Here is a 20,776-nt window from a genome sequence, read left to right on the forward strand (position 1 = left end):
TCACTCGCCAGGAAGCTAGTTATGCGTCGCCTGTTATTCGCCTGCCTGCTCATGGGTTCTGCCCATGCCTTTGCCTTTGACCGCTTGCAAGTCGAGGGCTATACCCTGCCCAACGGCCTGCAATTGCTGCTCAAGCCGGGCACCGAACGCGGGCATGTGGCGATCCGGTTGGTGGTGGGCGTAGGCCTCGACGACTTCCCGTGTGAGGAAAAGGAACTGCCACACCTGCTGGAACACTTGCTGTTCAGCGGCATCGACGGCGGAGGTGAAGGCGACCTCGAAGACCGCATGCAAGCCCTCGGCGGCGAGTGGAACGCCTACACCAGCAATGCCGACACCACCTTCGTGATCGAGGCCCCGGCGCAAAACCAGCGCAAGGTGCTGGACCTGCTGCTGGCCATCATCACCCGCACCGAGCTGACCGACGCCAATATCAGCGCCGCCAAGCAAGTGGTACAGCGCGAAGACGGCGGCCATTACTCGCACCTGCAACGCCTGCTGGACCGCCAGGACCTGGGCCACACCGCCAGCAACCAGCTGGCCGTTGAGCTGGGCCTCAAATGCGCCGAACGCGCCGAGGTCGATCACCTGACCCGCGATCAATTGCAGGCCCTGCGCAACAACTGGTACGCCCCCAACAACATGACCCTGATCATCGTCGGCGACCTCGACAAACTGCTGCCTGCCTATCTGGAACGCACTTACGGCGAACTCGATCCGGTCGATCCCACCGAGCACCCGGCACTCCCGGAAATCCAGCACACCGCCGCCAGCCACCGCGAACTGATCCACGGCTGGATCGGTGACAGCGCCAAACTGCACTGGCTGTTCCCCGAACCGGTGCTGGACGACCAGCACGATGAAACCTACGACCTGCTCAAGGACTACCTAGACTGGGCGCTTTACCGCCAACTGCGCCTCAAGCACGCCTTGTCCTACGGCCCGTGGAGCGAGCGCGAAGTGCTCGGCGGCGTTGGTTTCCTCAGCCTGAACGCCGACCTTGAGCGGGAAAACCTCCCCGAGGCCGAACAGGTACTGCAAGACCTGCGCGCACAATTGCTCAAGAACGGCCTCGACCCTGCGGTATTCGCCCGCCTGCAACAAGCCGCCATCGCCCGACAGGCCTGGGCAGTGCAGGGCAACAGCGCCCTGGCCGACTACTACTGGAGCGCCGCCGGCGACTACAACAACGGGCATTTCAGCGACCCGGTCAAACGCATCAAGGCGGTGAGCCTGGACCAGACCAACCAAGCCCTGCGTGAGGTGTTCAAACAACCCGGCTACTGGCGTATCGAAAAGCCTTTGCTGAGTTACGACGCCCTCAGTTGGATCGGCGTCGGCGTCGTCGGGCTGATCGCGATTGTATTGATCGGCGTGCGGGTTTATCGCAAACGGATCACGTAATCAGGCACCGAAGACAGGGCTAAGACGTTATTCTGTCGGGGATTTTTTCCTACAAAGACTGCGAACCGCCGAATGCAAAACCTGACCCGCTTGATCACCCGCATCCTCGAACTGATGAAGCGCTACCCAGGGGTGATTGCACTCGGCGGCTTCATCTCGGGGGTGTGCAGCTTCATCCTGGTGGACCGCCAGCAAGGCATGGCCAGTTGGATCGCGGTGATCATGCTGGTGAGCTGGTTGTGGCTGATGCTGGAAAACAGCTTCACCCAGCTGTTCACCAAAGTGTTCAAGCGCGAAATCCCCGAACCGCTGCTGCGCTATGCGACGCAGATGATCCACCAGGAAAGCCTGTTCTTTGTACTGCCATTCTTTTTCGTCACCACCGCGTGGAACAGCGGCCAATCGGTATTCACCGGCCTGCTCGGCGCAGCGGCCCTGGTGTCGATCACCGACCCGCTGTACTACAAGTGGCTGGCACCCAAGCGCTCGCTGTTCCTGGCGCTGCACACCCTGACCCTGTTCGCCGCGCTGTTGACCGCGTTGCCGATCATCCTGCACCTGACCACCGCCGAGAGTTACAAACTGGCCCTTGGCGTGGCCATGCTGTTGTCGATCCCGAGCCTGGCGGTGAGCCTGCCGCTGCGCAGCGTCAAAGGCTGGGCAATGTTACTGGGGGTCACTGCCGCCATTGGCTGTGCCGGCTGGTTCCTACGCAGCTGGGTGCCACCGGCTACGTTGTGGATGACCGAAGTGGCGATCAGTACCTCGCTGCAAGACCGCACGCCAGGGGATGACCTCAAGGAAGTCAGCGCCGCCCAACTGCGCAGCGGCGGGCTGTACGCCTACACCGCAATCAATGCGCCGCGCGGCCTGGATGAACGGATCTACCACGTGTGGCAATTCAACGGCAACGAGGTCGACCGCATTGCCCTGGACATTCATGGCGGGCGCAAAGAGGGTTATCGCGCCTGGACCCACAAGCAGAATTTCCCGGCCGATGCCGTGGGCCGCTGGCAGGTGCGGGTGCTGACCGAAGATGGTCAAGTGATCGGCGTGCTGCGCTTCAAAGTGACTGACACAGCACAAACGGACAACCCAAAGTAGGCTGTATCGTGCTATTACGTAGGAATTGTGGATAGCCAAACAAGCTCGGAGCTTATGACCAGTAGTTCAACGGCCGGCGCAGCCCAACTCGATACGTCCACCACTCCGCCGTTACTCCGGATTACGGGGGACTGGACGCTTGCCCACTACGCCAAGCTGAAAAAGCTGTCGGACAAACTCGACGGCCAATACGACGCCGGCGCGCGCATCGACCTCAATGGCCTCGGCGCGCTGGACACCGCCGGTGCATCGCTGCTGGTGGAACTGCTGGGCCCGACCCGTATCGAGCAATCCGCCGAGCAAACCGATTGCAGCTTGTCCGCCGCCGACCGCGCATTGCTCAAGACGGTCTATCGCTCCCTCAATGATTTTTGCGTACCCGATAAAGCCCCGGAAGAAGCCGCTGGCATTCAGGTATTGGCACGTATTGGCCGGGCGGTGGATAAAGTCTGGCAAGACAGCAAGCAACTGCTGGGCTTTATCGGCCTGATCCTGGAAACCTTCGCCCGCGGCATTTTCCGGCCCAAGCGCTGGCGCATCACGCCGATGGTTGCGCATATCGAGCAGACCGGCCTCGACGCGGCGCCGATCGTGGCCTTGCTGACCTTTCTGGTGGGCGCCGTGGTGGCGTTTCTTGGCGCCACGGTACTCAAGAGCTTTGGCGCGACGATCTTTACTGTCGACCTGGTGGCGTTCTCTTTCCTACGGGAATTCGGTGTATTGCTCACCGCCATCCTGATCGCCGGCCGCACCGCCAGTGCCTTTACCGCACAAATTGGCTCGATGAAGGCCAACGAAGAAATCGACGCCATCCGCACCCTGGGCCTGGACCCGATGGAGCTGCTGGTGCTACCACGCGTGTTGTCGCTACTGGTGGCGCTGCCGATGCTGACTTTTTTGGCGATGCTCTCGGGCATTGTCGGCGGCGGGGTGGTGTGCGCCGTGGCGTTGGATATTTCACCGGCCATGTTCTTGTCGCTGCTGCAATCGGATATCGGTGTGCAGCACTTCCTGGTGGGCATGGTGAAAGCGCCGGTCTTCGCCTTCCTGATTGCCGCCATTGGTTGCCTGGAAGGCTTCAAGGTCAGCGGCAGTGCTGAATCCGTCGGCGCCCACACCACCTCCAGCGTGGTGCAATCGATCTTTGTGGTGATCGTGCTGGATGCGGTCGCCGCGATGTTCTTTATGGAGATGGGCTGGTGAGTCGTCTACACCGAGCGCCCACTGAGGCGGTGATTGAAGTGCGCGGCCTGTGCAACCGCTTTGGCCGCCAGAGCGTGCACCAGAACCTCGACCTGGATTTGTACAAAGGCGAGATCCTGGCGGTGGTTGGCGGCTCGGGCAGCGGTAAGTCGGTATTGCTGCGCAGCATCGTCGGCCTGCGTCGGCCCAGCGAAGGTGAAGTGCGAGTGTTTGGCAAGAACCTGCCGAGCCTGTCGGAACATGAACGCTCGCTGGTGGAACGGCGCTTTGGCGTGTTGTTCCAGAAGGGCGCTTTGTTCTCCTCGCTGACCGTCACCGAGAACGTCGCGCTGCCATTGATCGAGCATGCAGGCCTCAGCCGTCGCGATGCCGAGCACTTGGCTGCGGTGAAACTGGCCCTGGCCGGGTTGCCGCTGTCGGCCGCCGATAAATACCCGGCCTCGTTGTCCGGCGGCATGATCAAGCGAGCTGCCCTGGCCCGCGCCCTGGCCCTGGACCCGGACATCCTGTTTCTCGACGAACCCACCGCCGGCCTCGATCCGATTGGTGCGGCGCAGTTCGACCAACTGATCCTGACCCTGCGCGATGCGCTGGGCTTGAGCGTGTTTCTGGTCACCCACGACCTGGACACGCTGTACACCATCACCGACCGCGTGGCGGTGCTGGCGCAGAAGAAAGTGCTGGTGGCGGATGCCATCGATGTCGTCTCGGAAACCGACGACGCCTGGATTCACGAATATTTCCACGGCCCCCGAGGCCGCGCGGCATTGGATGCCGCTCAATCGCTCAACGAGGTATGACATGGAAACCCGAGCCCATCATGTGATGATCGGTCTGTTCAGCGTAATCGTGGTGGTCGGCGCGATGCTGTTTGGCCTGTGGCTGGCCAAATCCAGCGTCGACAGTGCCTTCCAGGATTACGAGGTGGTGTTCAACGAGGCGGTCAGCGGCCTGTCCCAAGGCAGTTCGGTGCAGTACAGCGGGATCAAGGTGGGCGATGTGACCGCCTTGCGCCTGGACCCGAACGACCCGCGCCGCGTACTGGCACGTATCCGCTTGTCCGGGCAGACGCCGATCAAGGAAGACACCCAGGCCAAGCTCGCCCTGACCGGTATCACCGGCACGTCGATCATCCAGCTCAGCGGTGGCACACCACAAAGCCCGGAACTCAAGGGCAAGGACGGCAACCTGCCGGAAATCATCGCCTCGCCATCGCCCATCGCGCGCCTGCTCAATAACAGCAACGACCTGATGACCAGCATCAACCTGCTGCTGCACAACGCCAACCGTATGTTCTCCCACGAGAACGTCGACCGCTTGAGCAACACCCTGGATAACCTGCAACAAACCACCGGCGCCATCGCCGAACAACGTGGCGATATCAAGCTGGTGATGCAGCAACTGATGCAAGTGAGCAAGCAGGCCGGCGCTGCCCTGGAGCAAACCACCGTACTGATGCGCAGCGCCAACGGCCTGCTCAACGATCAAGGCAAACAGGCCTTCGGCAGCGCCGAGCAGGCCATGAAGTCCCTTGAGCAAAGCACCGCGACCATCAACACCTTGCTGACCAACAACAAGGACTCGGTCAACAGCGGCATGCAAGGGCTTAACGAACTGGCGCCAGCCGTACGCGAGCTGCGCGAAACCCTCGGCTCGCTGCGCGCCATCTCCCGCCGCCTGGAAGCCAACCCCAGCGGTTACCTGCTGGGCAGCGACAAGAACAAGGAGTTCACGCCATGAAGCGTGCTTACCAAATGATCGCCCCCATGGCCCTGGCACTGATCAGCGCCTGCTCGATCCTGCCCAAGCCGGACCCGTCAGACGTGTACCGCCTGGCATCGACGCAAACCGCCAGCCAAGGCACCCCGGTGGCCTGGTCGCTGCGTGTGACCAAGCCGCAGACCAGCGAATTCCTCGACAGCCCGCGCATTGCCGTGGTGCCCAATGGCGATCTGATCAGCAGCTACGCGAATTCACGCTGGAGCGACCCGTCGCCGGTGCTGTTGCGCAACCGCTTTATGGATGGCTTCCAGCGTGATGGGCGCGTGACCTTATTGAGCACCGACGAGACCAATCTGCAGGCCGACTATGAGCTGGGCGGGCAGTTGCAGGCGTTTCAGAGTGAATATCACGGGAATGCCGTTGAGGTAGTGGTTCGCCTGGATGCGCGGTTGGTGCGCGGCAGTGATCAGCGGATTATTGCCAGTCGGCGGTTTGAAGTGCGTCAGCCGGTGGGGGATACCAAGGTGCCGGCGGTGGTGGCCGGGTTTGGACAGGCGGGGGATCAGTTGAATAAGCAGGTGGTGGATTGGGTGGTGCAGCAGGGCAACAGTGTTGTGAAACATTAAGGGCCTCATCGGGGGCAAGCCCCCTCCCACCTTTGACTGTGTTCACACATAGAGATCTGTGAACCCAATCCACTGTGGGAGGGGGCTTGCCCCCGATAGCGATCTCAGCCTCAGCCAAAGAACCAGTAGCACACCGCAATAGCCGCCACCACACCAGCCAGCTCAGCCAGCAGCGCACACCCGACAGCATGCCGCGCACGCTGAATCCCCACCGACCCAAAGTACACCGCCAGCACATAGAAGGTGGTCTCGGTACTGCCCTGAATCGTCGCCGCCACCAACGCCGGGAAGCTGTCCACGCCTTGGGTCTGCATGGTCTCGATCAACATCGCCCGCGCGGCACTGCCGGAGAATGGCTTGACCATCGCGGTCGGCAACGCATCGACAAAACGCGTATCCATGCCGGTCCAGGCCACCAGATGGCGAATGCCTTCCAGGCCGAAATCCAGCGCACCCGAGGCACGCAGCACGCCGACGGCACACAGCATCGCCACCAGGTACGGCAACAGGTTCTTGGCGACGTCAAAGCCCTCTTTGGCGCCTTCGACAAACGCCTCGTACACCTTGACCTTGCGCAGCGCACCAATCACCAGGAACAGCATGATCAGGCCAAACAACGTCAGGTTGCCGAGGATCGAAGACAAGCCGGCCAGCGCCGTGGCGGACAAGGTCGCCAGCAGCGCCATGAAACCACCCAGCACCAACGCGCCAGGAACCAGATAGGCCAGCACCACCGGATCCCACAGCCGCAAGCGCTGCATGATTGCCACCGACAGCAGGCCCACCAACGTCGAAGCACTGGTGGCCAGCAGGATCGGCAGGAACACCAATGTCGGGTCGGCGGCGCCTTGCTGGGCGCGGTACATAAAGATGGTCACCGGCAGCAGCGTCAGCGAAGACGCGTTGAGCACCAGGAACAGGATCTGCGCGTTGCTGGCAGTGTTGGGGATGGGGTTGAGTTCCTGCAGCGCCTTCATGGCCTTCAAGCCGATAGGCGTGGCTGCGTTGTCCAGGCCCAGGCCGTTGGCGGCGAAGTTGAGGGTGATCAAGCCGATGGCGGGGTGGCCGGCCGGCACTTCCGGCATCAAGCGGCGGAACAGCGGACCGAGGGCCTTGGCCAGCCAATCGACGATCCCGGCTTTTTCGGCGATACGCAAAAAGCCCAGCCACAAGGTCAGGGTGCCGAACAGCAACACCATCACTTCCACCGAGAGCTTGGCCATGGCGAAAATGCTTTCGACCATCGCCGCAAAAATCCCGGCGTTACCGCCCACCAGCCATTGCGCCAGTGCTGACACCATTGCCACGACAAAGAAGCCAAGCCACAGGCCATTGAGCATCAGTTAAATCCCCCAAAAGATGGGCCGAATGATAGCGGGGCTGACAGAAACGACAAACCCCGGATTTCCCGGGGTTTGTGTTTAGGCAGGCGAGGTATCAGCTGCGGGTCGCTTGAGCGGCCGGCGCGGCTTCCTTGCTGCGCCAGTGCGGCAGGGAGTTCCAGTAGCGCTGGCCCTTGGCATCGTCGTACATGCCTTCCCAACGGGCGATAACCAGTACGGCCAGGGCGTTGCCGATCACGTTCAGGGCGGTACGCGCCATGTCCATGATGCGGTCGACACCGGCGATGAATGCCAGGCCTTCCAGCGGAATACCGACGCTGCCCAGCGTGGCCAGCAGCACCACGAAGGACACACCCGGCACACCGGCGATGCCTTTGGAGGTGACCATCAGCGTCAACACCAGCATCAGTTGCTGGCCAACCGACAGGTCGATGCCATACAGCTGGGCGATAAAGATCGCGGCGATGCTCTGGTACAGGGTCGAGCCGTCGAGGTTGAACGAGTAACCGGTCGGCACCACAAAGCTGCAGATCGCTTTTGGCGCACCGTAGGCTTCCATCTTCTCGATCACGCGCGGCAGCACGGTCTCGGAGCTGGCGGTGGAGTAAGCCAGGACCAGCTCATCCTTGAAGATGCGCATCAGCTTGATCACCGAGAAGCCAAACAGGCGTGCGATCAGGCCCAGTACTACGAAGGCGAAGAACAGAATGGCGACGTAAACCAGGATCACCAGCTTGGCCAGTGGCAGCAAGGAAGCGAAACCGAAGTTCGCCACGGTCACCGCGATCAGTGCGAACACGCCGATTGGCGCGTATTTCATGATCATGTGGGTGACTTTGAACATGCTCTCGGACACGCCCTGGAACATGTTCACCAGCGGCTCGCGCAACTCAGGCTTGAGGCTCGACAGGCCCAGGCCGAACAGCACCGAGAAGAAGATGATCGGCAACATTTCGCCACGGGCAACGGCAGCGAAGATGTTCGATGGGATCAGGTTGAGGATGGTCTGGATAAACGCATGCTCATGCTGCACTTCGGCGGCGGTGGCCGTGTATTTGGAGATATCGACGGTACCCAGGGTACTCATGTCGATGCCGGCGCCGGGGTGGAACAGGTTGGCCAGCAACAGGCCAACCACGATGGCGATGGTGGTGACCACTTCGAAGTAAAGGATGGTTTTGACGCCGATACGCCCGAGTTTCTTCGCGTCACCGACACCGGCAATGCCGACGATCAGCGAGGAGATCACAATCGGGATCACGATCATCTTGATCAGGCGGATAAAGATATCGCCCGCTGGCTGCAACACATTGCTGATCCACCAGGCTTTTTCAGCACTGAAATGGTTGAGCACTGCACCGATTGCGATCCCGAGTACCAAACCGATGAGGATCTGCCAGGCGAGGCTTAGCTTTGCCTTCTTCATGTCATTACCCTTACTTCAAGTGGACGTATGGCAAATGCGCCAGCTGCAACGCTCGAGAGCGAAAAAGTGTGTGCATCTGCCTCCATGGAAGGTCACCGCAGCGTGGCCGAAATGGCTTACTGGCAGGCGAAAAAAGGCGCAACTATTCCGATGCAAGAAGGCGGCGTCTAATGCCGTAAACGCCTACCCTATGCCGAATCGGCATGGGTTTTTTTCATAATAACTGTCCAAACGGTCAGTTCAAATGCGACAAATTGTCCGGCAAAGATGCCGTGAACCTGCCAAACCCGGCTCGCTCAGAGAATCAGGACGTCTTCGATAGGCTGGCAGAAATGCCTGAGATTTCAGTGGACTCTTGTCAGAAATGTCCTATAGCTCAGGCAAAAATTTATCGATAGGTGGTCACCCCGACACAACAGGAAATGGTTGGGGATGAGCAAAAATGAAATTTGCGGCTACGGGAGGTATGAAGGGCGATCAATGAGAGTCACAAGCCCGTCGCAAGTTCAGCAAGCCGTGAGCTTGTGAACCTGCGTCGCAGCTTTTCGCCTGACCCGGCCCTTGCGCAGGCACTCCCTGTGCCCGTAGGTCACGCCGATCCCATTTGATCAGAGCAACCCGGCCCCCTGGTCATGCACCCCTCTTGGCGAGCGGTGCAGACAGAAAGAAGCGAGGGCTTCTTTCTATGGACGCTGGGTTCGTAGACGACAGTCGCGTCGGACGAACCCTAGTACCAATTCGGATCTTTCTTAAGCTGCTCCATCAGCAGCTTCTGCATGCCTTCATCCGGCTTACCGATAAAACGGTAATCGGCGTGCCGCGTTGGAGATTTATCCGCCGGCAGACCGGCCGGGACCTCCACCAACATCGCGTAGGCATCTTTCTTGTCGAGGCTGAAAGCAACGATCAGGCGCTTGTTCAGGCAGGTGTCCGCAGTTTCGCAGAGTGGCCCGACCAAGTACTTGTCGCCGTCCTCTTCCACGGCATTCATTTGTTCGGCCGTACCCGACAGGTTCATCACCCATTCGGGCAGGCGCTCTTCTTTCTTCACCACGTCTTGCCAGGCTTCGCGGTACTGCGGGTCCGCGCTGAGCAATTCGTTGACCCGGGATTGGCCGTCGTTGGCGGCCATCGCCAAGCCGCTGCCGCCCAAGAGCAGGGCGGCAGCCATGGCTTTAAAGGACAAGGAGGTCATATTCAGCCTCGGCCGCGACGACCAAAGAAGAACGAAGCAATGAACATCACCAGGAAGACGACGAACAGGATCTTGGCGATCCCCGTGGCGGTGCCCGCGATACCACCGAAGCCCAGGACTGCAGCCACAATGGCGATGATCAGAAATGTGATTGCCCAACTCAACATGGTGATTCTCCTTACGCTTTTATAGAGGTAACAGCGGTAGTGCCGTACGGGCGCTAAGTGCAAGCGACCGCTTTCTTGCCTAAAACACCCAACGCTCTTGCGCAGGCAGCTCGCCCAAGGTGGAATCCTGGTCGGCAACGCGCAGTTGCGGGGCGGTTGAATCGGCAGACGCACTGCCAATCGAACTGAAATGGGTCTGGATCATCACCGGACGTTCGAATTGCGGGACTTGCTGCGGACTCTGCTGCCAATGTTGCAATTGCTGGCCGCCAATCAGCGTGACCATCAGGGCCAGGCTCGCAAACAGGCCTTGTTGCAGGCGCAGTGGCGATACACGCAATTGGCTGAGGCTTTGGCGAGTCATGCTGCTGTTCTCCCGCATTCTGATTATTCGTTGGGAGAGCTATTGCAGAGCGCATGCCAGCTTTTTTACAAAATAAAACCTAATAAAATCAGTAGTTTATATATTTTGATTCGATTCATTGCCCAGCATCCTGCACGATGCCCCCATGAGGGCCGTGCGAAATGCACGATGGCCAGCGGTCGGATCAAGGGATCGAATCGGATGGGGATGCTGCCGAAGTGGCAAGACGGCATGAAAACGCCACCAGCGGGGGCTTTGTAGGAAGGGACGCAGATTCCTGCACGACGTCGCCTTTTATCGATCAGAATAAACCATGCAACTTGCCCGATTATTCCGGGACTAAACACCATCATTCATAGTTAAGGAGCGCGGGACAGATGGAATCAGCCAAGGAACTTCAAGGCCGCATTCTTTTAGTGGATGACGAATCCGCGATCCTCCGCACCTTCCGTTATTGCCTGGAAGATGAAGGCTACACCGTCGCTACCGCCAACAGTGCCGCCCAGGCTGACGCACTGATGCAACGCCAAGTGTTCGACCTGTGCTTCCTGGACCTGCGCCTGGGTGAGGATAACGGGCTGGATGTGCTGGCCCAGATGCGCGTCCAGGCACCGTGGATGCGCGTGGTGATCGTCACCGCGCATTCGGCGGTCGATACCGCAGTCGATGCGATTCAGGCCGGCGCTGCCGACTATCTGGTCAAGCCTTGCAGCCCAGACCAGTTGCGCCTCGCCACGGCCAAGCAGTTGGAGGTACGCCAACTTTCGGCGCGCCTGGAAGCACTCGAAGGCGAAGTCCGCCAACCCAAGGACGGCCTGGACTCCCATAGCCCGGCCATGAAGGTGGTGCTGGAAACCGCGCGCCAAGTGGCGGGCACTGACGCCAACATCCTCATCCTGGGTGAGTCCGGCACCGGTAAAGGTGAACTGGCCCGTGCGATTCATGGCTGGAGCAAACGCTCGAAGAAGTCCTGCGTGACCATTAACTGCCCGTCGCTGACAGCAGAGCTGATGGAGAGCGAACTGTTCGGGCATAGCCGTGGCGCGTTTACCGGGGCCAGCGAAAGCACCCTGGGTCGCGTCAACCAGGCGGATGGCGGCACCCTGTTTCTCGATGAGATCGGCGACTTTCCCCTCACGTTGCAACCCAAGTTGCTGCGGTTCATTCAGGACAAGGAATACGAACGCGTGGGCGACCCGGTTACCCGCCGTGCCGACGTACGCATTCTCGCGGCGACCAACCTGAACCTGGAAGACATGGTGCGCGACGGTCGCTTCCGTGAGGATTTGCTCTACCGCCTCAACGTCATCACCCTGCACCTGCCTCCGTTGCGCGAGCGCAGCGAAGACATCCTGACCCTGGCCGACCGCTTCCTGGCGCGCTTCGTCAAGGAGTACGCCCGACCGGCGCGAGGGTTCAGCGATGAAGCCCGCGAAGCGCTGCTCAACTACCGCTGGCCTGGCAATATTCGCGAACTGCGCAACGTGGTGGAGCGCGCGAGCATTATCTGCCCTCAGGAGAAGGTCGAAATCACGCACCTCGGCATGGCCGAGCAGCCGACCAACAACGCTCCGCGTATCGGCGCGGCGTTGAGTCTGGATGAGCTGGAAAAGGCCCATATCGGCGCAGTTCTGGCCACCGCCGATACCCTGGACCAGGCGGCCCGTACCCTCGGCATCGACGCGTCGACCCTGTACCGCAAACGCAAACAGTACAACCTGTGAGCGACACCTTATGAAGCTCGCGATGAAACTGCGCACTCGGCTGTTCCTGAGCATTTCAGCGCTGATCACCGTCGCCTTGCTGGGTTTGATCCTGGGTTTGGTCAGCGTCATGCAAATGGCCAAGACCCAGGAGTCGTTGATTCGCAGCAACTTCGTCACCCTGGACCTGGGGCTCAAGCTGCGCCAGAGCCTGGGCGACCAGTTGATCATGATGCTCGAGGAGCGTCCGGACCCGCAGGCGTTGCAGGCGTCGAAACAACGCTATTTCGATCTGTTGGACCAAGGCATCGCCCATGAACAGAAAGACGGCAGGGGGACGGGATTCAGCCAGGCCAAGGGCGAATACCAGAACCTGCTTGAGGCATTTGACCAATCCCAACAAACGCAGCCGCCGCCGGGGAGCAAGGAGCAGCTCACCGAAACCTTCAACGTGCTGCGCAACGGCCTGATCGCCGAACACAAGCAGGCCCTGGAAAACATCAGCAACAGCGAGCATCAATCCCGTGAGCGCGCCTTGCTGATTGCCGGCCTGCTCGGGCTGGTGGGGCTTGCGGTATTGATCATCGGGTTTGTCACGGCTCACGGTATCGCCCGCCGTTTCGGTGCGCCTATCGAAGCGTTGGCCAAAGCGGCGGACAAGATCGGTCAGGGAGATTTCGAAGTGACGCTGCCGATTTCTTCGGCAGCGGAAATGAACCAGCTGACCCGTCGCTTTGGCATCATGGCCGAGGCGTTGCGCCAGCATCAGGCAACCAATGTCGACGAGTTACTGGCCGGCCAACAGCGCCTGCAAGCGGTACTCGACAGCATCGACGATGGCCTGCTGATGATTGATCGCCAGGGCCGCCTGGAACACCTCAACCCCGTGGCACAGCGCCAGCTGGGCTGGGACGAGGAGAGACTCGGCCAAGGCTTGGGTGAGGCGTTGGTACGCCCGGAACTGGACGAACAGCTGCAACTGGTCTTGCGTGGCGGCAACCTGGAACGAGCACCGGACGATCTGGAGGTGGAAGTCGAGGGCGAACTGCGCCTGCTGACCTACAGCCTGACACCCGTGAGCCACACCCAGGGGCATATCCTGGGCGCGGTGATGGTGCTGCATGACGTAACGGAACAACGCGCGTTTGAACGAGTGCGCAGTGAGTTCGTGTTGCGCGCCTCCCATGAGTTGCGCACCCCCGTAACCGGCATGCACATGGCGTTCGGGCTCTTCCGCGAACGCGCGAAATTTCCAGCGGAGTCCCGCGAAGCGGACCTGCTGGATACGGTCAATGAAGAAATGCAGCGGCTGATGCAGTTGATCAACGATCTGCTCAACTTCTCGCGCTACCAGAACGGCCTGCAGAAACTCACCCTGGGGCCCTGCGATGTCACCGACCTGCTTGAACATGCTCGTGCGCGTTTTGCAGAGCCCGCCAATGCGCAACACATCGAACTGCTCGTAGAAGCGCAGTCCGACTTGCCCAGGTTGTACGCCGACCAGCCGCAATTGGAGCGCGTGCTCGACAACCTGTTGGGCAACGCCTTGCGCCACACCGCCGACGGCGGGCAGATTCGCCTGCAGGCGCGTCGACATGGCGAGCGGGTGATCATCAGCGTCGAGGACAACGGCGAAGGCATCGCCTATGGCCAACAGGGGCGGATTTTCGAACCTTTCGTGCAAGTCGGTCGCAAGAAAGGCGGCGCCGGCCTGGGGCTGGCGCTGTGCAAGGAGATCGTGCAACTGCACGGCGGCCGCATGGGTGTGTATTCACGGCCGGGGCAGGGGACGCAGTTCTATATGGCGTTGCCGCTCTAAGCGCTTCGCTTGTTGTGGCGAGCAAGCTTGCTTGCGCTGGGGTGCGAAGCGCCCCCTGGAAGCTGGCGCCTGCTTCGCAGTCGAGCGGGAGCAAGCTCCCTCGCCACAACAAGCCAGGCTCCGCCGGTCAAGTGCGGTTCAAGGCCCGCAGGATCGCGGCACATTCCGCATCCGGCGTGCCGTCAAACAGCGACGGCCGGAAATGCATCTGGAACGCCGCGATTACGTGACGTGTCGCGACATCCAGCTCACCGGTCTGCGGGGTCTGGTAGCCCAATCGGGCCAACTCTTCCTGGAACCAGGTAATGCTCGGCAGCTCACTGGCGTACTGCACCTGGAACCGCGCCACGGCCTGGGCATCGGGCCACACGCCAAGCCCTTCAGCGGCCAGGCGCTTCCACGGGAACAATGGGCCCGGATCCAACTTGCGCAGTGGCGCGATATCGCTGTGGCCGATGATGTTCTTGGGGTCGATGCCGTTGCGCTTGCTGATGTCCTTGAGCAACACCACCAGCGACTGCACCTGCGACTCTGAATACGGGTACCACACACGACCGGTCGGCGTGTCGCGGTAGCCGGGGTTTACGATCTCGATGCCAATGGAGCTGGAATTGAGCCAGGTGCGGCCCATCCATTCGCTTTCACCCGCGTGCCAGGCGCGCTGGCTCTCGTCGACCAACTTGTAGATGGTGGCCGAGGCGTCGTCGCCGATAAGGTAGTGGCTGCTGACCTGGCCATGGGTGAGCAAGGCCAGTGAGCGTTCAAGGTTGGTGGAGGTGTAGTGGACGATGACGAACTGCACGCGGTTGTCGTGGTTCACCGAGGGATGGCTGGTGTCCAGGCGAGGGCCGCTGGCGCAGCCGGCGAGCAGAAGAAACACAAAGGCAAAGTACAGGGATTTCATGGCAGGGGGACGCTACGCTGAAGACGAGTAATGCAACAGTGTAACGTACCGCCTGCGAGCCGACGGTCAAATCACAAAATGGAACATCTTTTACGCCGCCTGCACCTGATTGCGCCCCGCCGCTTTGGCTCGATACAACGCCGCGTCGGCACGCTTGAGAACAGCATCGCTGCGCTCTCCGGGCTGAAACTGCGCCACGCCCATGGACACGGTGATCGTCACCGGCTCGCCCTTGAAATGAAACGGGCAGGCTTCAATCGCCGCACGCAGCCCATTGCCGACGGCCAGGGCATCGGCCAAGGAAGAATCGGGCATCAGCAGCACAAACTCTTCACCGCCAAAGCGCGCGATAAAGTCCGTCGGACGTAGCCGCTTGCGCAGCACATTGGCGATGATTTTCAGCACTTTGTCACCGGCCAGGTGGCCGTAGCCGTCGTTGATACGCTTGAAGTGGTCCAGGTCCAGCATCGCCAGAGACAGGCTGTTGCCATGCTGGTGCCAGGCGTTGACTTCCAGGTCGAGGCGCTCGCTCCACGCGGCACGGTTAGGCAGGCCGGTGAGTGGATCGATCAAGGCTTTCTGGCGCTGGACCTCCAAATGCTCACGGTAGCCCTGGGCTTCCTGCTCCATGTTCGCGACCCGCTCGGCGAGGCCTTTCAAGCGCTCAGCCACTTCTTGCTCACGCTGGTCCCGCTGCTGCTGGTGCTCGTCCATGGTACCGAGCAGACCTTCGAGGTGGCTCTCCAGCACGTGTTTGAGACTGTCCAGGTCAGCCGCCTCCTGGACGCTGCTTTGCAGCCCGTCGACCTGTTCGCGAATCTGCGTGTCCAGTTCCCGTGCGGCGGAGCGGCTGTCGGCATGGCCTTCGCTGGCGACCTGCAAATGGCCTTGGAAGGCTTCAAGGCGCTCATTGAGCTGCTTGAGATAGGCTTCGAATTCATGCTGACCGCTGTCGGTAATCGCCAGCATCAACACGGCCAGGTCATCCAGGATCGGCAGCAACTCGTACCAGTTCAACCCATGGGCCAGGCGCTCGCGCATGGCTTCGGCCTGAGGGCGATGGCGTTCGGGCAACGACAGCTCGTCCAGCAGGCCGAGCAGGGTGTCTTCAATGTGCTTGGCGACAGAGCTGTAGGACGGCTCCGGCGAATCCGGCAGGGAATATGGACCGTCCGATTGCAGTTCGTCGGGATCAGGCTCCTCGGCTTCCAGCACCGGCGGCAGCGACAAGCTGCCGATAGCCGTTTCAGACGGCGCCTCGGCCTGAGGCTCCGGCGCTTCGATAAACGCAGCGAGGGCACTTTCGGGCGCAGGTTCTTGCGCCTCGGGCTCAGACAGCGTGGGTTCAACACGTGCTATAGGCGCTTCAACGGGCGCCTCGTAGACAAATGTTTCACTGACGGTTTGCGCTGGCGCAGCCTCTGGTGCTTGCGCTTCTGGAACGGGCGGCGCAAAGGCGCGCAGCGCTTGCGTGAGTTCTTCGGACGGCTCGGGTGCTTGAGGTTCGGCAGCGGTTTTCAGGGCTGCGGGCTGGGGCGCAGGAATGACTGCTGGCTCTTGCGCCACCGCCTCATTCGCCTCCTCCTTGCTGCCAAACAGACGCTGTAGAAGCCCCGGGCCAGGGCGTGCAGCCTCGGCGTCCGGCTCCAGCTTATCCAGGGCCTGCCCTTGCAGGTTGCTCAATTCGCTGAGCAACAACGGAATCTCGCGGGCCTGGCTGACGCGCCCATCCAACTGCTTGGCGAAGGTTTTCAGCGGACGCGCCACCTCACGGGGCAGCGGCAGTTTTTGCAACTGAGCGACCAACGACGTGAGTGCGGTACTGATCTGGTCGACCCGGGTTTCGCGGCGCTGTTCCGAATCCAGCACAGCCTTTTCCAGGCGTGGCAGCAGGGCGGCGAGGGCGGCGTCCATGTCATCGGTGCGCACCACGTCGCGCATTTCCTTCATGCATTGGTCGACCGCGCGGTCGGTGCCTTCGGCCGCCAGGGTGCTGCGCACCAGCCCACGGCGCAGCAAGTCGAGGCGGGCAGCCCAACGGCGCTCGAGCTTTTCTTGTTGCTCGATGCTTTTAAGGTATTTTTCTTTCCAGCGCTGGGCGTCGTCGCTCATGCAAGGGGTCCGCGAGGGCCTGGGCTCAACGCGGGCAATGCATCAGCCGTGAGCGAACCCGGCAGACGAATCTCTACCGCGACCGGCAGGTGATCGGAGATGGGCTGCGCCAGTACCTGCACACTTTCGAGCGTGAGGGTTGGACTGAGCAGGATATGGTCAAGACAGCGTTGCGGACGCCAACTGGGAAACGTGGCTTCGACTTGCGGCGCCAGCAGCCCGAGATCGCGCAACGGGGAATTTTGCAGCAGGTCGTTGGCGTGGGTGTTCATGTCCCCCATCAACACCTGGTGTTTGTAAGTGCCAATCAGCTCACGGATGTAAGCCAATTGCATGGTGCGGGTGCGGGCACCCAGCGCCAGGTGCATCATCACCACCACCAAGGCCTCAGGGCCTTCACCAAAACGCACGAGGATCGCGCCCCGCCCCTTGGGGCCCGGCAACGGATGATCTTCGATAGCGCTGGGTTTCAAGCGGCTGAGCACGCCATTGCTGTGCTGCGCCAGGCGCCCGAGGTTGCGATTGAGCTGCTGGTACCAGTAGGGAAAGGCACCGAGCTGGGCCAGATGCTCCACCTGGTTGATGTAGCCGGAGCGTATGCTGCCGCCGTCGGCCTCCTGCAGGGCAACCAGGTCGAAATCATTCAACAGGTTGCCGATTTTTTGCAGGTTGCCGGCACGCCCATTGTGGGGCAGCAGGTGCTGCCAGCCACGGGTGAGGTAGTGCCGGTACTTCTCGGTACTGATGCCCACTTGGATATTGAAGCTCAACAGGCGCAGGCGGCTGTCTGCCGGCAGGCCGCTGGACTCCAAGTGGTCTTCGTTGACCTGCGGATCGTGCAGGCCAACGACGCGTTCAGTACCCCAGCGCATGGCAGACCCCTTACTTCGCGGCACGCTCTTTGGCGATCAGCTGGTCAGCCACGTTGAGGGTCGCTTCAGGACCACCGGTGGTGCCCAGGTCGAAACGGTATTTACCGTTGACGATCATGGTCGGTACGCCTTGTACGCCGTACTTCTGCGCGAGTTCCTTGGCCTGTTTGATCTGGCCCTGGATCGCGAAGGAGTTGAAGGTGGCCAGGAACTTGTCCTTGTCGACACCTTGGGTGGCCACGAAGTCAGCCATTTCGTCCGGCTTGGTCAGGCGCTTGCCTTGTTTCTGGATCGCGTCGAATACGGCGTTGTGGACCTTGTGTTCCACACCCATGGCTTCCAGAGTCAGGAACAGTTGGCCGTGGGCATCCCAAGGGCCGCCGAACATGGCCGGGATACGCTTGAAGTTCACGTCTTTAGGCAGTTTCTCAACCCATGGGTTGATGGTCGGTTCAAAAGCGTAGCAATGCGGGCAGCCATACCAGAACAGCTCCACCACTTCGATCTTGCCTGGCTCCGAAACCGGAACCGGGTTGGGCAATTCAACATAGGTTTTACCGGCTTCAAGCGGCACGTCGGCAGCTTGTGCGGTCATGCCGAAGAGGCTGGCTGTGACGAGAGCGGCGCTGAGGATCAGATTACGCATGCTTTACTCCTGGACAAATAAAGTCGCCTCACGCGACCTTTGTTGTGACAGGTCTACGCGGGCATGAGTTCGTTAGTGTAACGGCAGCGGCCACAAAAAAGGGCGGCCTGGGCCACCCTTTTTATGCTTGCATCGACGGATTAATCGAGCGTTAACGTAGAACCTGGATCAGTGCAGGCCCTGGATGTACTGGGACACGGCTTCGATGTCCTTGTTGCTCATTTTATTGGTGATGGTTTGCATGATCTTGGCATCGCCGTCGTTGGTGCGATTGCCTTCACGGAAGTCGGTCAGTTGCTTGGCAACGTACTGCGCATGCTGGCCGCTCAAGTGCGGGAAGCCTGCCTCGGCAAGGCCCGCACCGTTAGGCGAGTGGCAACCGATACACGAAGGCATGCCTTTTTCCAGGTTGCCGCCGCGGAACAATTCTTCACCGTGAGCCACGGTTTTAGGATCAGCAGCTCCCACACTGCCTTTCTGGCTGGCAAAATACGCCGCGATGTCGGCCAGGTCCTGATCGCTGAGGTTGGCCAGCAGGCCGGTCATTTCCAGTACCGTGCGCTTGCCGTCCTTGATGTCGTGCATCTGCTTGGTCAGGTAACGTTCACCCTGGCCGGCCAGTTTGGGGAAGTTCGGCGCCGGGCTATTGCCATCCGGTCCATGGCAAGCACCACACACGGCGGCTTTCGCCTGGCCCGCTGTAGCGTCGCCTGCAGCATGGGCAACACCGGTGATGCCCAGGGTCAACAGCAGACTCACGATCAGTTTGTTCATCAGCTAATCCAACTACGGCTAAGGGGTTTAAGAGTTATCTACCGGGTTTACTCACCATCAACTCAATGACGGCCTGGTAATCCTCAGTACTGCAGTCCATGCACAAACCACGCGGCGGCATTGCCTTGAAACCCTGGGTCACGTGTTGCACCAGCGTGTCCATGCCTTGCGCCAATCTTGGCGCCCAGGCTGCCTGATCACCCCGTTTGGGGGCGTTGGGCAACTGGCCGGCATGGCAAGCTACGCAAACTCGGTTGTACAGCGCTTCCGGATCCTGTGTAGCCTGAGCGCCGTAAAGCGGAATCAGGACACCAAAAGCGAGCAACCATCTGGTCATACGTCGACCATTTCAGGGTTTGAGAGCGTTTTGCGTTCTAATGCGCAATAAAGGTCTTTCGCTCCCGTGAATCTCATCCTTCGCTGGGACAAAACACACACAAAATCTGCGGCATTATATACTGGCGCTACTGAAACGGAAACGACACCGCTTGCCGCACCCTTTTTCGGCATCGCCCACATCGGAAATCTCATGCAACTCAAGAATCCCATCCTCGGCCTGTGCCAACAGTCCACGTTCATGCTCAGCGCCGCCAAAGTTGACCAATGCCCCGATGACGAAGGTTTTGAAGTCGCCTTTGCCGGTCGTTCCAACGCCGGCAAGTCCAGCGCCCTGAACACCCTGACCCACGCCAGCCTGGCACGCACCTCGAAAACCCCGGGCCGCACGCAACTCCTCAATTTCTTCAAGCTAGACGATGATCGGCGTCTGGTCGACCTGCCGGGCTACGGTTACGCGAAAGTGCCTATCCCGTTGAAGCTGCACTGGCAGCGTCACCTGGAGGCTTACCTGGGTGGTCGCGAGAGTTTGAAAGGGTTGATTTTGATGATGGACATCCGTCATCCAATGACCGACTTCGACCTGCTGATGCTCGACTGGGCCGTTGCCAGCGGCATGCCGATGCATATCCTGCTGACCAAGGCCGACAAACTCACCTACGGCGCAGCCAAGAACACCCTGCTCAAAGTGCAGTCCGAAATTCGTAAGGGTTGGGGTGACGCGATCACCATTCAGCTGTTCTCGGCGCCAAAACGCATGGGCCTGGAAGAGGCATACACCGTGCTGGCGGGCTGGATGGAATTGGCGGACAAGGGCGCAGACGTCGCGGAATAACTTTTCTGCGGGCAAAAAAAACCCCGGACTTCTTATGGGGAGGGGAAGTTCGGGGTTCAAGTACTGGACCGCTAGGGCGGGGTCCAGATATCTGCCAACACTTAACACAACATAGGAGCATTGAAGGGCTTCACCACCCATTCAGTAACTCTGAGTAGCAGTTCACGGGTTAAGTTCCGGCAGGTTCAAAAAACTATTGGAAATAACTGACGGCGACATCT

Annotated in this window: 21 protein-coding genes; 10 read left to right on the plus strand and 11 right to left on the minus strand. The window is 60.4% G+C overall.

All coding sequences use genetic code 11. The features are described 5' to 3' along the window. Positions 1 to 21 precede the first annotated feature (21 nt). The 6 genes from DYL61_RS17065 to DYL61_RS17090 all read left to right on the plus strand — a co-directional run bounded on the left by DYL61_RS17065 (position 22) and on the right by DYL61_RS17090 (position 6,059). Complete coding sequence (locus tag DYL61_RS17065) at positions 22 to 1,404, plus strand: M16 family metallopeptidase (protein ID WP_135309296.1); 1,383 nt, start codon at positions 22 to 24, stop codon at positions 1,402 to 1,404. Between the two features lie 72 nt (positions 1,405 to 1,476). Continuing rightward, positions 1,477 to 2,508, plus strand: a complete 1,032-nt coding sequence (locus tag DYL61_RS17070) for a DUF5924 family protein (RefSeq protein WP_135309297.1) — start codon at positions 1,477 to 1,479, stop codon at positions 2,506 to 2,508. Positions 2,509 to 2,562: 54 nt separating this feature from the next. Further along, positions 2,563 to 3,711 (plus strand): ABC transporter permease, encoded by a 1,149-nt coding sequence (locus DYL61_RS17075; protein ID WP_135309298.1) that lies wholly within the window; start codon positions 2,563 to 2,565, stop codon positions 3,709 to 3,711. Further along, a complete protein-coding gene (locus tag DYL61_RS17080; protein ID WP_135309299.1) occupies positions 3,708 to 4,511 on the plus strand; it encodes an ABC transporter ATP-binding protein in 804 nt (267 codons plus the stop codon). The genes DYL61_RS17075 and DYL61_RS17080 overlap by 4 nt, the downstream gene beginning before the upstream one ends. A 1-nt stretch (position 4,512) precedes the next feature. Continuing rightward, positions 4,513 to 5,451 carry an MlaD family protein gene (locus DYL61_RS17085; RefSeq protein WP_105699063.1) on the plus strand — a complete coding sequence of 313 codons (939 nt, stop codon included), beginning with the start codon at positions 4,513 to 4,515 and terminating at the stop codon, positions 5,449 to 5,451. Further along, positions 5,448 to 6,059: an ABC-type transport auxiliary lipoprotein family protein gene (locus DYL61_RS17090; RefSeq protein ID WP_135309300.1), complete on the plus strand. Its 612-nt coding sequence runs from the start codon at positions 5,448 to 5,450 to the stop codon at positions 6,057 to 6,059. The genes DYL61_RS17085 and DYL61_RS17090 overlap by 4 nt, the downstream gene beginning before the upstream one ends. Before the next feature lie 110 nt (positions 6,060 to 6,169). On the opposite strand, the gene DYL61_RS17095 is transcribed toward DYL61_RS17090, so the two are convergent. Both DYL61_RS17095 and gltP read right to left on the minus strand, forming a co-directional pair. Continuing rightward, the gene (locus DYL61_RS17095) at positions 6,170 to 7,399 is read right to left on the minus strand and encodes a nucleoside recognition domain-containing protein (protein WP_135309301.1); all 1,230 of its coding nucleotides are present in this window, start codon (positions 7,397 to 7,399) and stop codon (positions 6,170 to 6,172) included. A gap of 97 nt (positions 7,400 to 7,496) precedes the next feature. Then, a complete protein-coding gene (gene gltP / locus DYL61_RS17100; protein WP_105699060.1) occupies positions 7,497 to 8,828 on the minus strand; it encodes a glutamate/aspartate:proton symporter GltP in 1,332 nt (443 codons plus the stop codon). Between the two features lie 27 nt (positions 8,829 to 8,855). On the opposite strand from gltP, the gene DYL61_RS31315 reads away from it, so the two are divergent. After that, positions 8,856 to 8,999: a hypothetical protein gene (locus tag DYL61_RS31315; RefSeq protein WP_167497976.1), complete on the plus strand. Its 144-nt coding sequence runs from the start codon at positions 8,856 to 8,858 to the stop codon at positions 8,997 to 8,999. A gap of 556 nt (positions 9,000 to 9,555) precedes the next feature. Here the strand turns inward: DYL61_RS31315 and DYL61_RS17105 are convergent. The 3 genes from DYL61_RS17105 to DYL61_RS17115 all read right to left on the minus strand — a co-directional run bounded on the left by DYL61_RS17105 (position 9,556) and on the right by DYL61_RS17115 (position 10,554). Then, positions 9,556 to 10,023 (minus strand): inhibitor of vertebrate lysozyme family protein, encoded by a 468-nt coding sequence (locus DYL61_RS17105; protein WP_135309302.1) that lies wholly within the window; start codon positions 10,021 to 10,023, stop codon positions 9,556 to 9,558. A 2-nt stretch (positions 10,024 to 10,025) separates the two neighbouring features. Next, positions 10,026 to 10,190: a DUF1328 domain-containing protein gene (locus DYL61_RS17110; protein WP_003170804.1), complete on the minus strand. Its 165-nt coding sequence runs from the start codon at positions 10,188 to 10,190 to the stop codon at positions 10,026 to 10,028. 79 nt (positions 10,191 to 10,269) lie between these two features. Continuing rightward, entirely contained in the window at positions 10,270 to 10,554 is a 285-nt protein-coding gene (locus tag DYL61_RS17115) for a hypothetical protein (RefSeq protein ID WP_135309303.1), read from the minus strand. 377 nt (positions 10,555 to 10,931) lie between these two features. Here DYL61_RS17115 and algB point away from each other — a divergent pair, with 377 nt between their 5' ends. After that, positions 10,932 to 12,278: a sigma-54-dependent response regulator transcription factor AlgB gene (gene algB, locus DYL61_RS17120; protein WP_135309304.1), complete on the plus strand. Its 1,347-nt coding sequence runs from the start codon at positions 10,932 to 10,934 to the stop codon at positions 12,276 to 12,278. Between the two features lie 10 nt (positions 12,279 to 12,288). After that, positions 12,289 to 14,076 carry a KinB sensor domain-containing domain gene (locus DYL61_RS17125; RefSeq protein WP_135309305.1) on the plus strand — a complete coding sequence of 596 codons (1,788 nt, stop codon included), beginning with the start codon at positions 12,289 to 12,291 and terminating at the stop codon, positions 14,074 to 14,076. A 127-nt stretch (positions 14,077 to 14,203) separates the two neighbouring features. Here DYL61_RS17125 and DYL61_RS17130 read toward each other — a convergent pair whose 3' ends face one another. From DYL61_RS17130 to DYL61_RS17155, 6 genes are all read right to left on the minus strand, one after another. After that, the gene (locus tag DYL61_RS17130; protein ID WP_135309306.1) at positions 14,204 to 14,980 is read right to left on the minus strand and encodes an N-acetylmuramoyl-L-alanine amidase; all 777 of its coding nucleotides are present in this window, start codon (positions 14,978 to 14,980) and stop codon (positions 14,204 to 14,206) included. Between the two features lie 90 nt (positions 14,981 to 15,070). After that, on the minus strand, positions 15,071 to 17,092 hold the full coding sequence (locus DYL61_RS17135) for a diguanylate cyclase (RefSeq protein ID WP_135309307.1): 2,022 nt from the start codon (positions 17,090 to 17,092) through the stop codon (positions 15,071 to 15,073). Further along, positions 17,089 to 17,964, minus strand: coding sequence for an endonuclease/exonuclease/phosphatase family protein (locus DYL61_RS17140; protein ID WP_135309308.1), 876 nt, complete (start codon positions 17,962 to 17,964; stop codon positions 17,089 to 17,091). The genes DYL61_RS17135 and DYL61_RS17140 overlap by 4 nt, the downstream gene beginning before the upstream one ends. 10 nt (positions 17,965 to 17,974) lie before the next feature. Further along, positions 17,975 to 18,610 (minus strand): thiol:disulfide interchange protein DsbA, encoded by a 636-nt coding sequence (gene dsbA / locus DYL61_RS17145; protein WP_105699052.1) that lies wholly within the window; start codon positions 18,608 to 18,610, stop codon positions 17,975 to 17,977. A gap of 168 nt (positions 18,611 to 18,778) precedes the next feature. After that, the gene (locus DYL61_RS17150; RefSeq protein ID WP_135309309.1) at positions 18,779 to 19,384 is read right to left on the minus strand and encodes a c-type cytochrome; all 606 of its coding nucleotides are present in this window, start codon (positions 19,382 to 19,384) and stop codon (positions 18,779 to 18,781) included. Positions 19,385 to 19,418: 34 nt separating this feature from the next. Further along, complete coding sequence (locus DYL61_RS17155; RefSeq protein ID WP_135309310.1) at positions 19,419 to 19,721, minus strand: c-type cytochrome; 303 nt, start codon at positions 19,719 to 19,721, stop codon at positions 19,419 to 19,421. A 192-nt stretch (positions 19,722 to 19,913) separates the two neighbouring features. On the opposite strand from DYL61_RS17155, the gene yihA reads away from it, so the two are divergent. Next, positions 19,914 to 20,555, plus strand: a complete 642-nt coding sequence (gene yihA, locus DYL61_RS17160) for a ribosome biogenesis GTP-binding protein YihA/YsxC (protein WP_135309311.1) — start codon at positions 19,914 to 19,916, stop codon at positions 20,553 to 20,555. Positions 20,556 to 20,776: the final 221 nt, after the last annotated feature.

This window comes from Pseudomonas nabeulensis (assembly GCF_004682045.1).
Lineage (GTDB): Bacteria > Pseudomonadota > Gammaproteobacteria > Pseudomonadales > Pseudomonadaceae > Aquipseudomonas > Aquipseudomonas nabeulensis.

What these genes read in the sequence shown, in the direction of transcription:
- dsbA (WP_105699052.1), bottom strand. Translation starts at nt 18,610, where the DNA reads ATGCGTAATCTGATCCTCAGCGCCGCTCTCGTCACAGCCAGCCTCTTC.
- yihA (WP_135309311.1), top strand. Translation starts at nt 19,914, where the DNA reads ATGCAACTCAAGAATCCCATCCTCGGCCTGTGCCAACAGTCCACGTTC.
- DYL61_RS17150 (WP_135309309.1), bottom strand. Translation starts at nt 19,384, where the DNA reads ATGAACAAACTGATCGTGAGTCTGCTGTTGACCCTGGGCATCACCGGT.
- DYL61_RS17070 (WP_135309297.1), top strand. Translation starts at nt 1,477, where the DNA reads ATGCAAAACCTGACCCGCTTGATCACCCGCATCCTCGAACTGATGAAG.
- DYL61_RS17075 (WP_135309298.1), top strand. Translation starts at nt 2,563, where the DNA reads ATGACCAGTAGTTCAACGGCCGGCGCAGCCCAACTCGATACGTCCACC.
- DYL61_RS17085 (WP_105699063.1), top strand. Translation starts at nt 4,513, where the DNA reads ATGGAAACCCGAGCCCATCATGTGATGATCGGTCTGTTCAGCGTAATC.
- DYL61_RS17090 (WP_135309300.1), top strand. Translation starts at nt 5,448, where the DNA reads ATGAAGCGTGCTTACCAAATGATCGCCCCCATGGCCCTGGCACTGATC.
- gltP (WP_105699060.1), bottom strand. Translation starts at nt 8,828, where the DNA reads ATGAAGAAGGCAAAGCTAAGCCTCGCCTGGCAGATCCTCATCGGTTTG.
- DYL61_RS17155 (WP_135309310.1), bottom strand. Translation starts at nt 19,721, where the DNA reads ATGACCAGATGGTTGCTCGCTTTTGGTGTCCTGATTCCGCTTTACGGC.
- DYL61_RS17105 (WP_135309302.1), bottom strand. Translation starts at nt 10,023, where the DNA reads ATGACCTCCTTGTCCTTTAAAGCCATGGCTGCCGCCCTGCTCTTGGGC.
- DYL61_RS17140 (WP_135309308.1), bottom strand. Translation starts at nt 17,964, where the DNA reads ATGCGCTGGGGTACTGAACGCGTCGTTGGCCTGCACGATCCGCAGGTC.
- DYL61_RS17095 (WP_135309301.1), bottom strand. Translation starts at nt 7,399, where the DNA reads ATGCTCAATGGCCTGTGGCTTGGCTTCTTTGTCGTGGCAATGGTGTCA.
- DYL61_RS17130 (WP_135309306.1), bottom strand. Translation starts at nt 14,980, where the DNA reads ATGAAATCCCTGTACTTTGCCTTTGTGTTTCTTCTGCTCGCCGGCTGC.
- algB (WP_135309304.1), top strand. Translation starts at nt 10,932, where the DNA reads ATGGAATCAGCCAAGGAACTTCAAGGCCGCATTCTTTTAGTGGATGAC.
- DYL61_RS17135 (WP_135309307.1), bottom strand. Translation starts at nt 17,092, where the DNA reads ATGAGCGACGACGCCCAGCGCTGGAAAGAAAAATACCTTAAAAGCATC.
- DYL61_RS17065 (WP_135309296.1), top strand. Translation starts at nt 22, where the DNA reads ATGCGTCGCCTGTTATTCGCCTGCCTGCTCATGGGTTCTGCCCATGCC.
- DYL61_RS17115 (WP_135309303.1), bottom strand. Translation starts at nt 10,554, where the DNA reads ATGACTCGCCAAAGCCTCAGCCAATTGCGTGTATCGCCACTGCGCCTG.
- DYL61_RS17125 (WP_135309305.1), top strand. Translation starts at nt 12,289, where the DNA reads ATGAAGCTCGCGATGAAACTGCGCACTCGGCTGTTCCTGAGCATTTCA.
- DYL61_RS31315 (WP_167497976.1), top strand. Translation starts at nt 8,856, where the DNA reads ATGGCAAATGCGCCAGCTGCAACGCTCGAGAGCGAAAAAGTGTGTGCA.
- DYL61_RS17110 (WP_003170804.1), bottom strand. Translation starts at nt 10,190, where the DNA reads ATGTTGAGTTGGGCAATCACATTTCTGATCATCGCCATTGTGGCTGCA.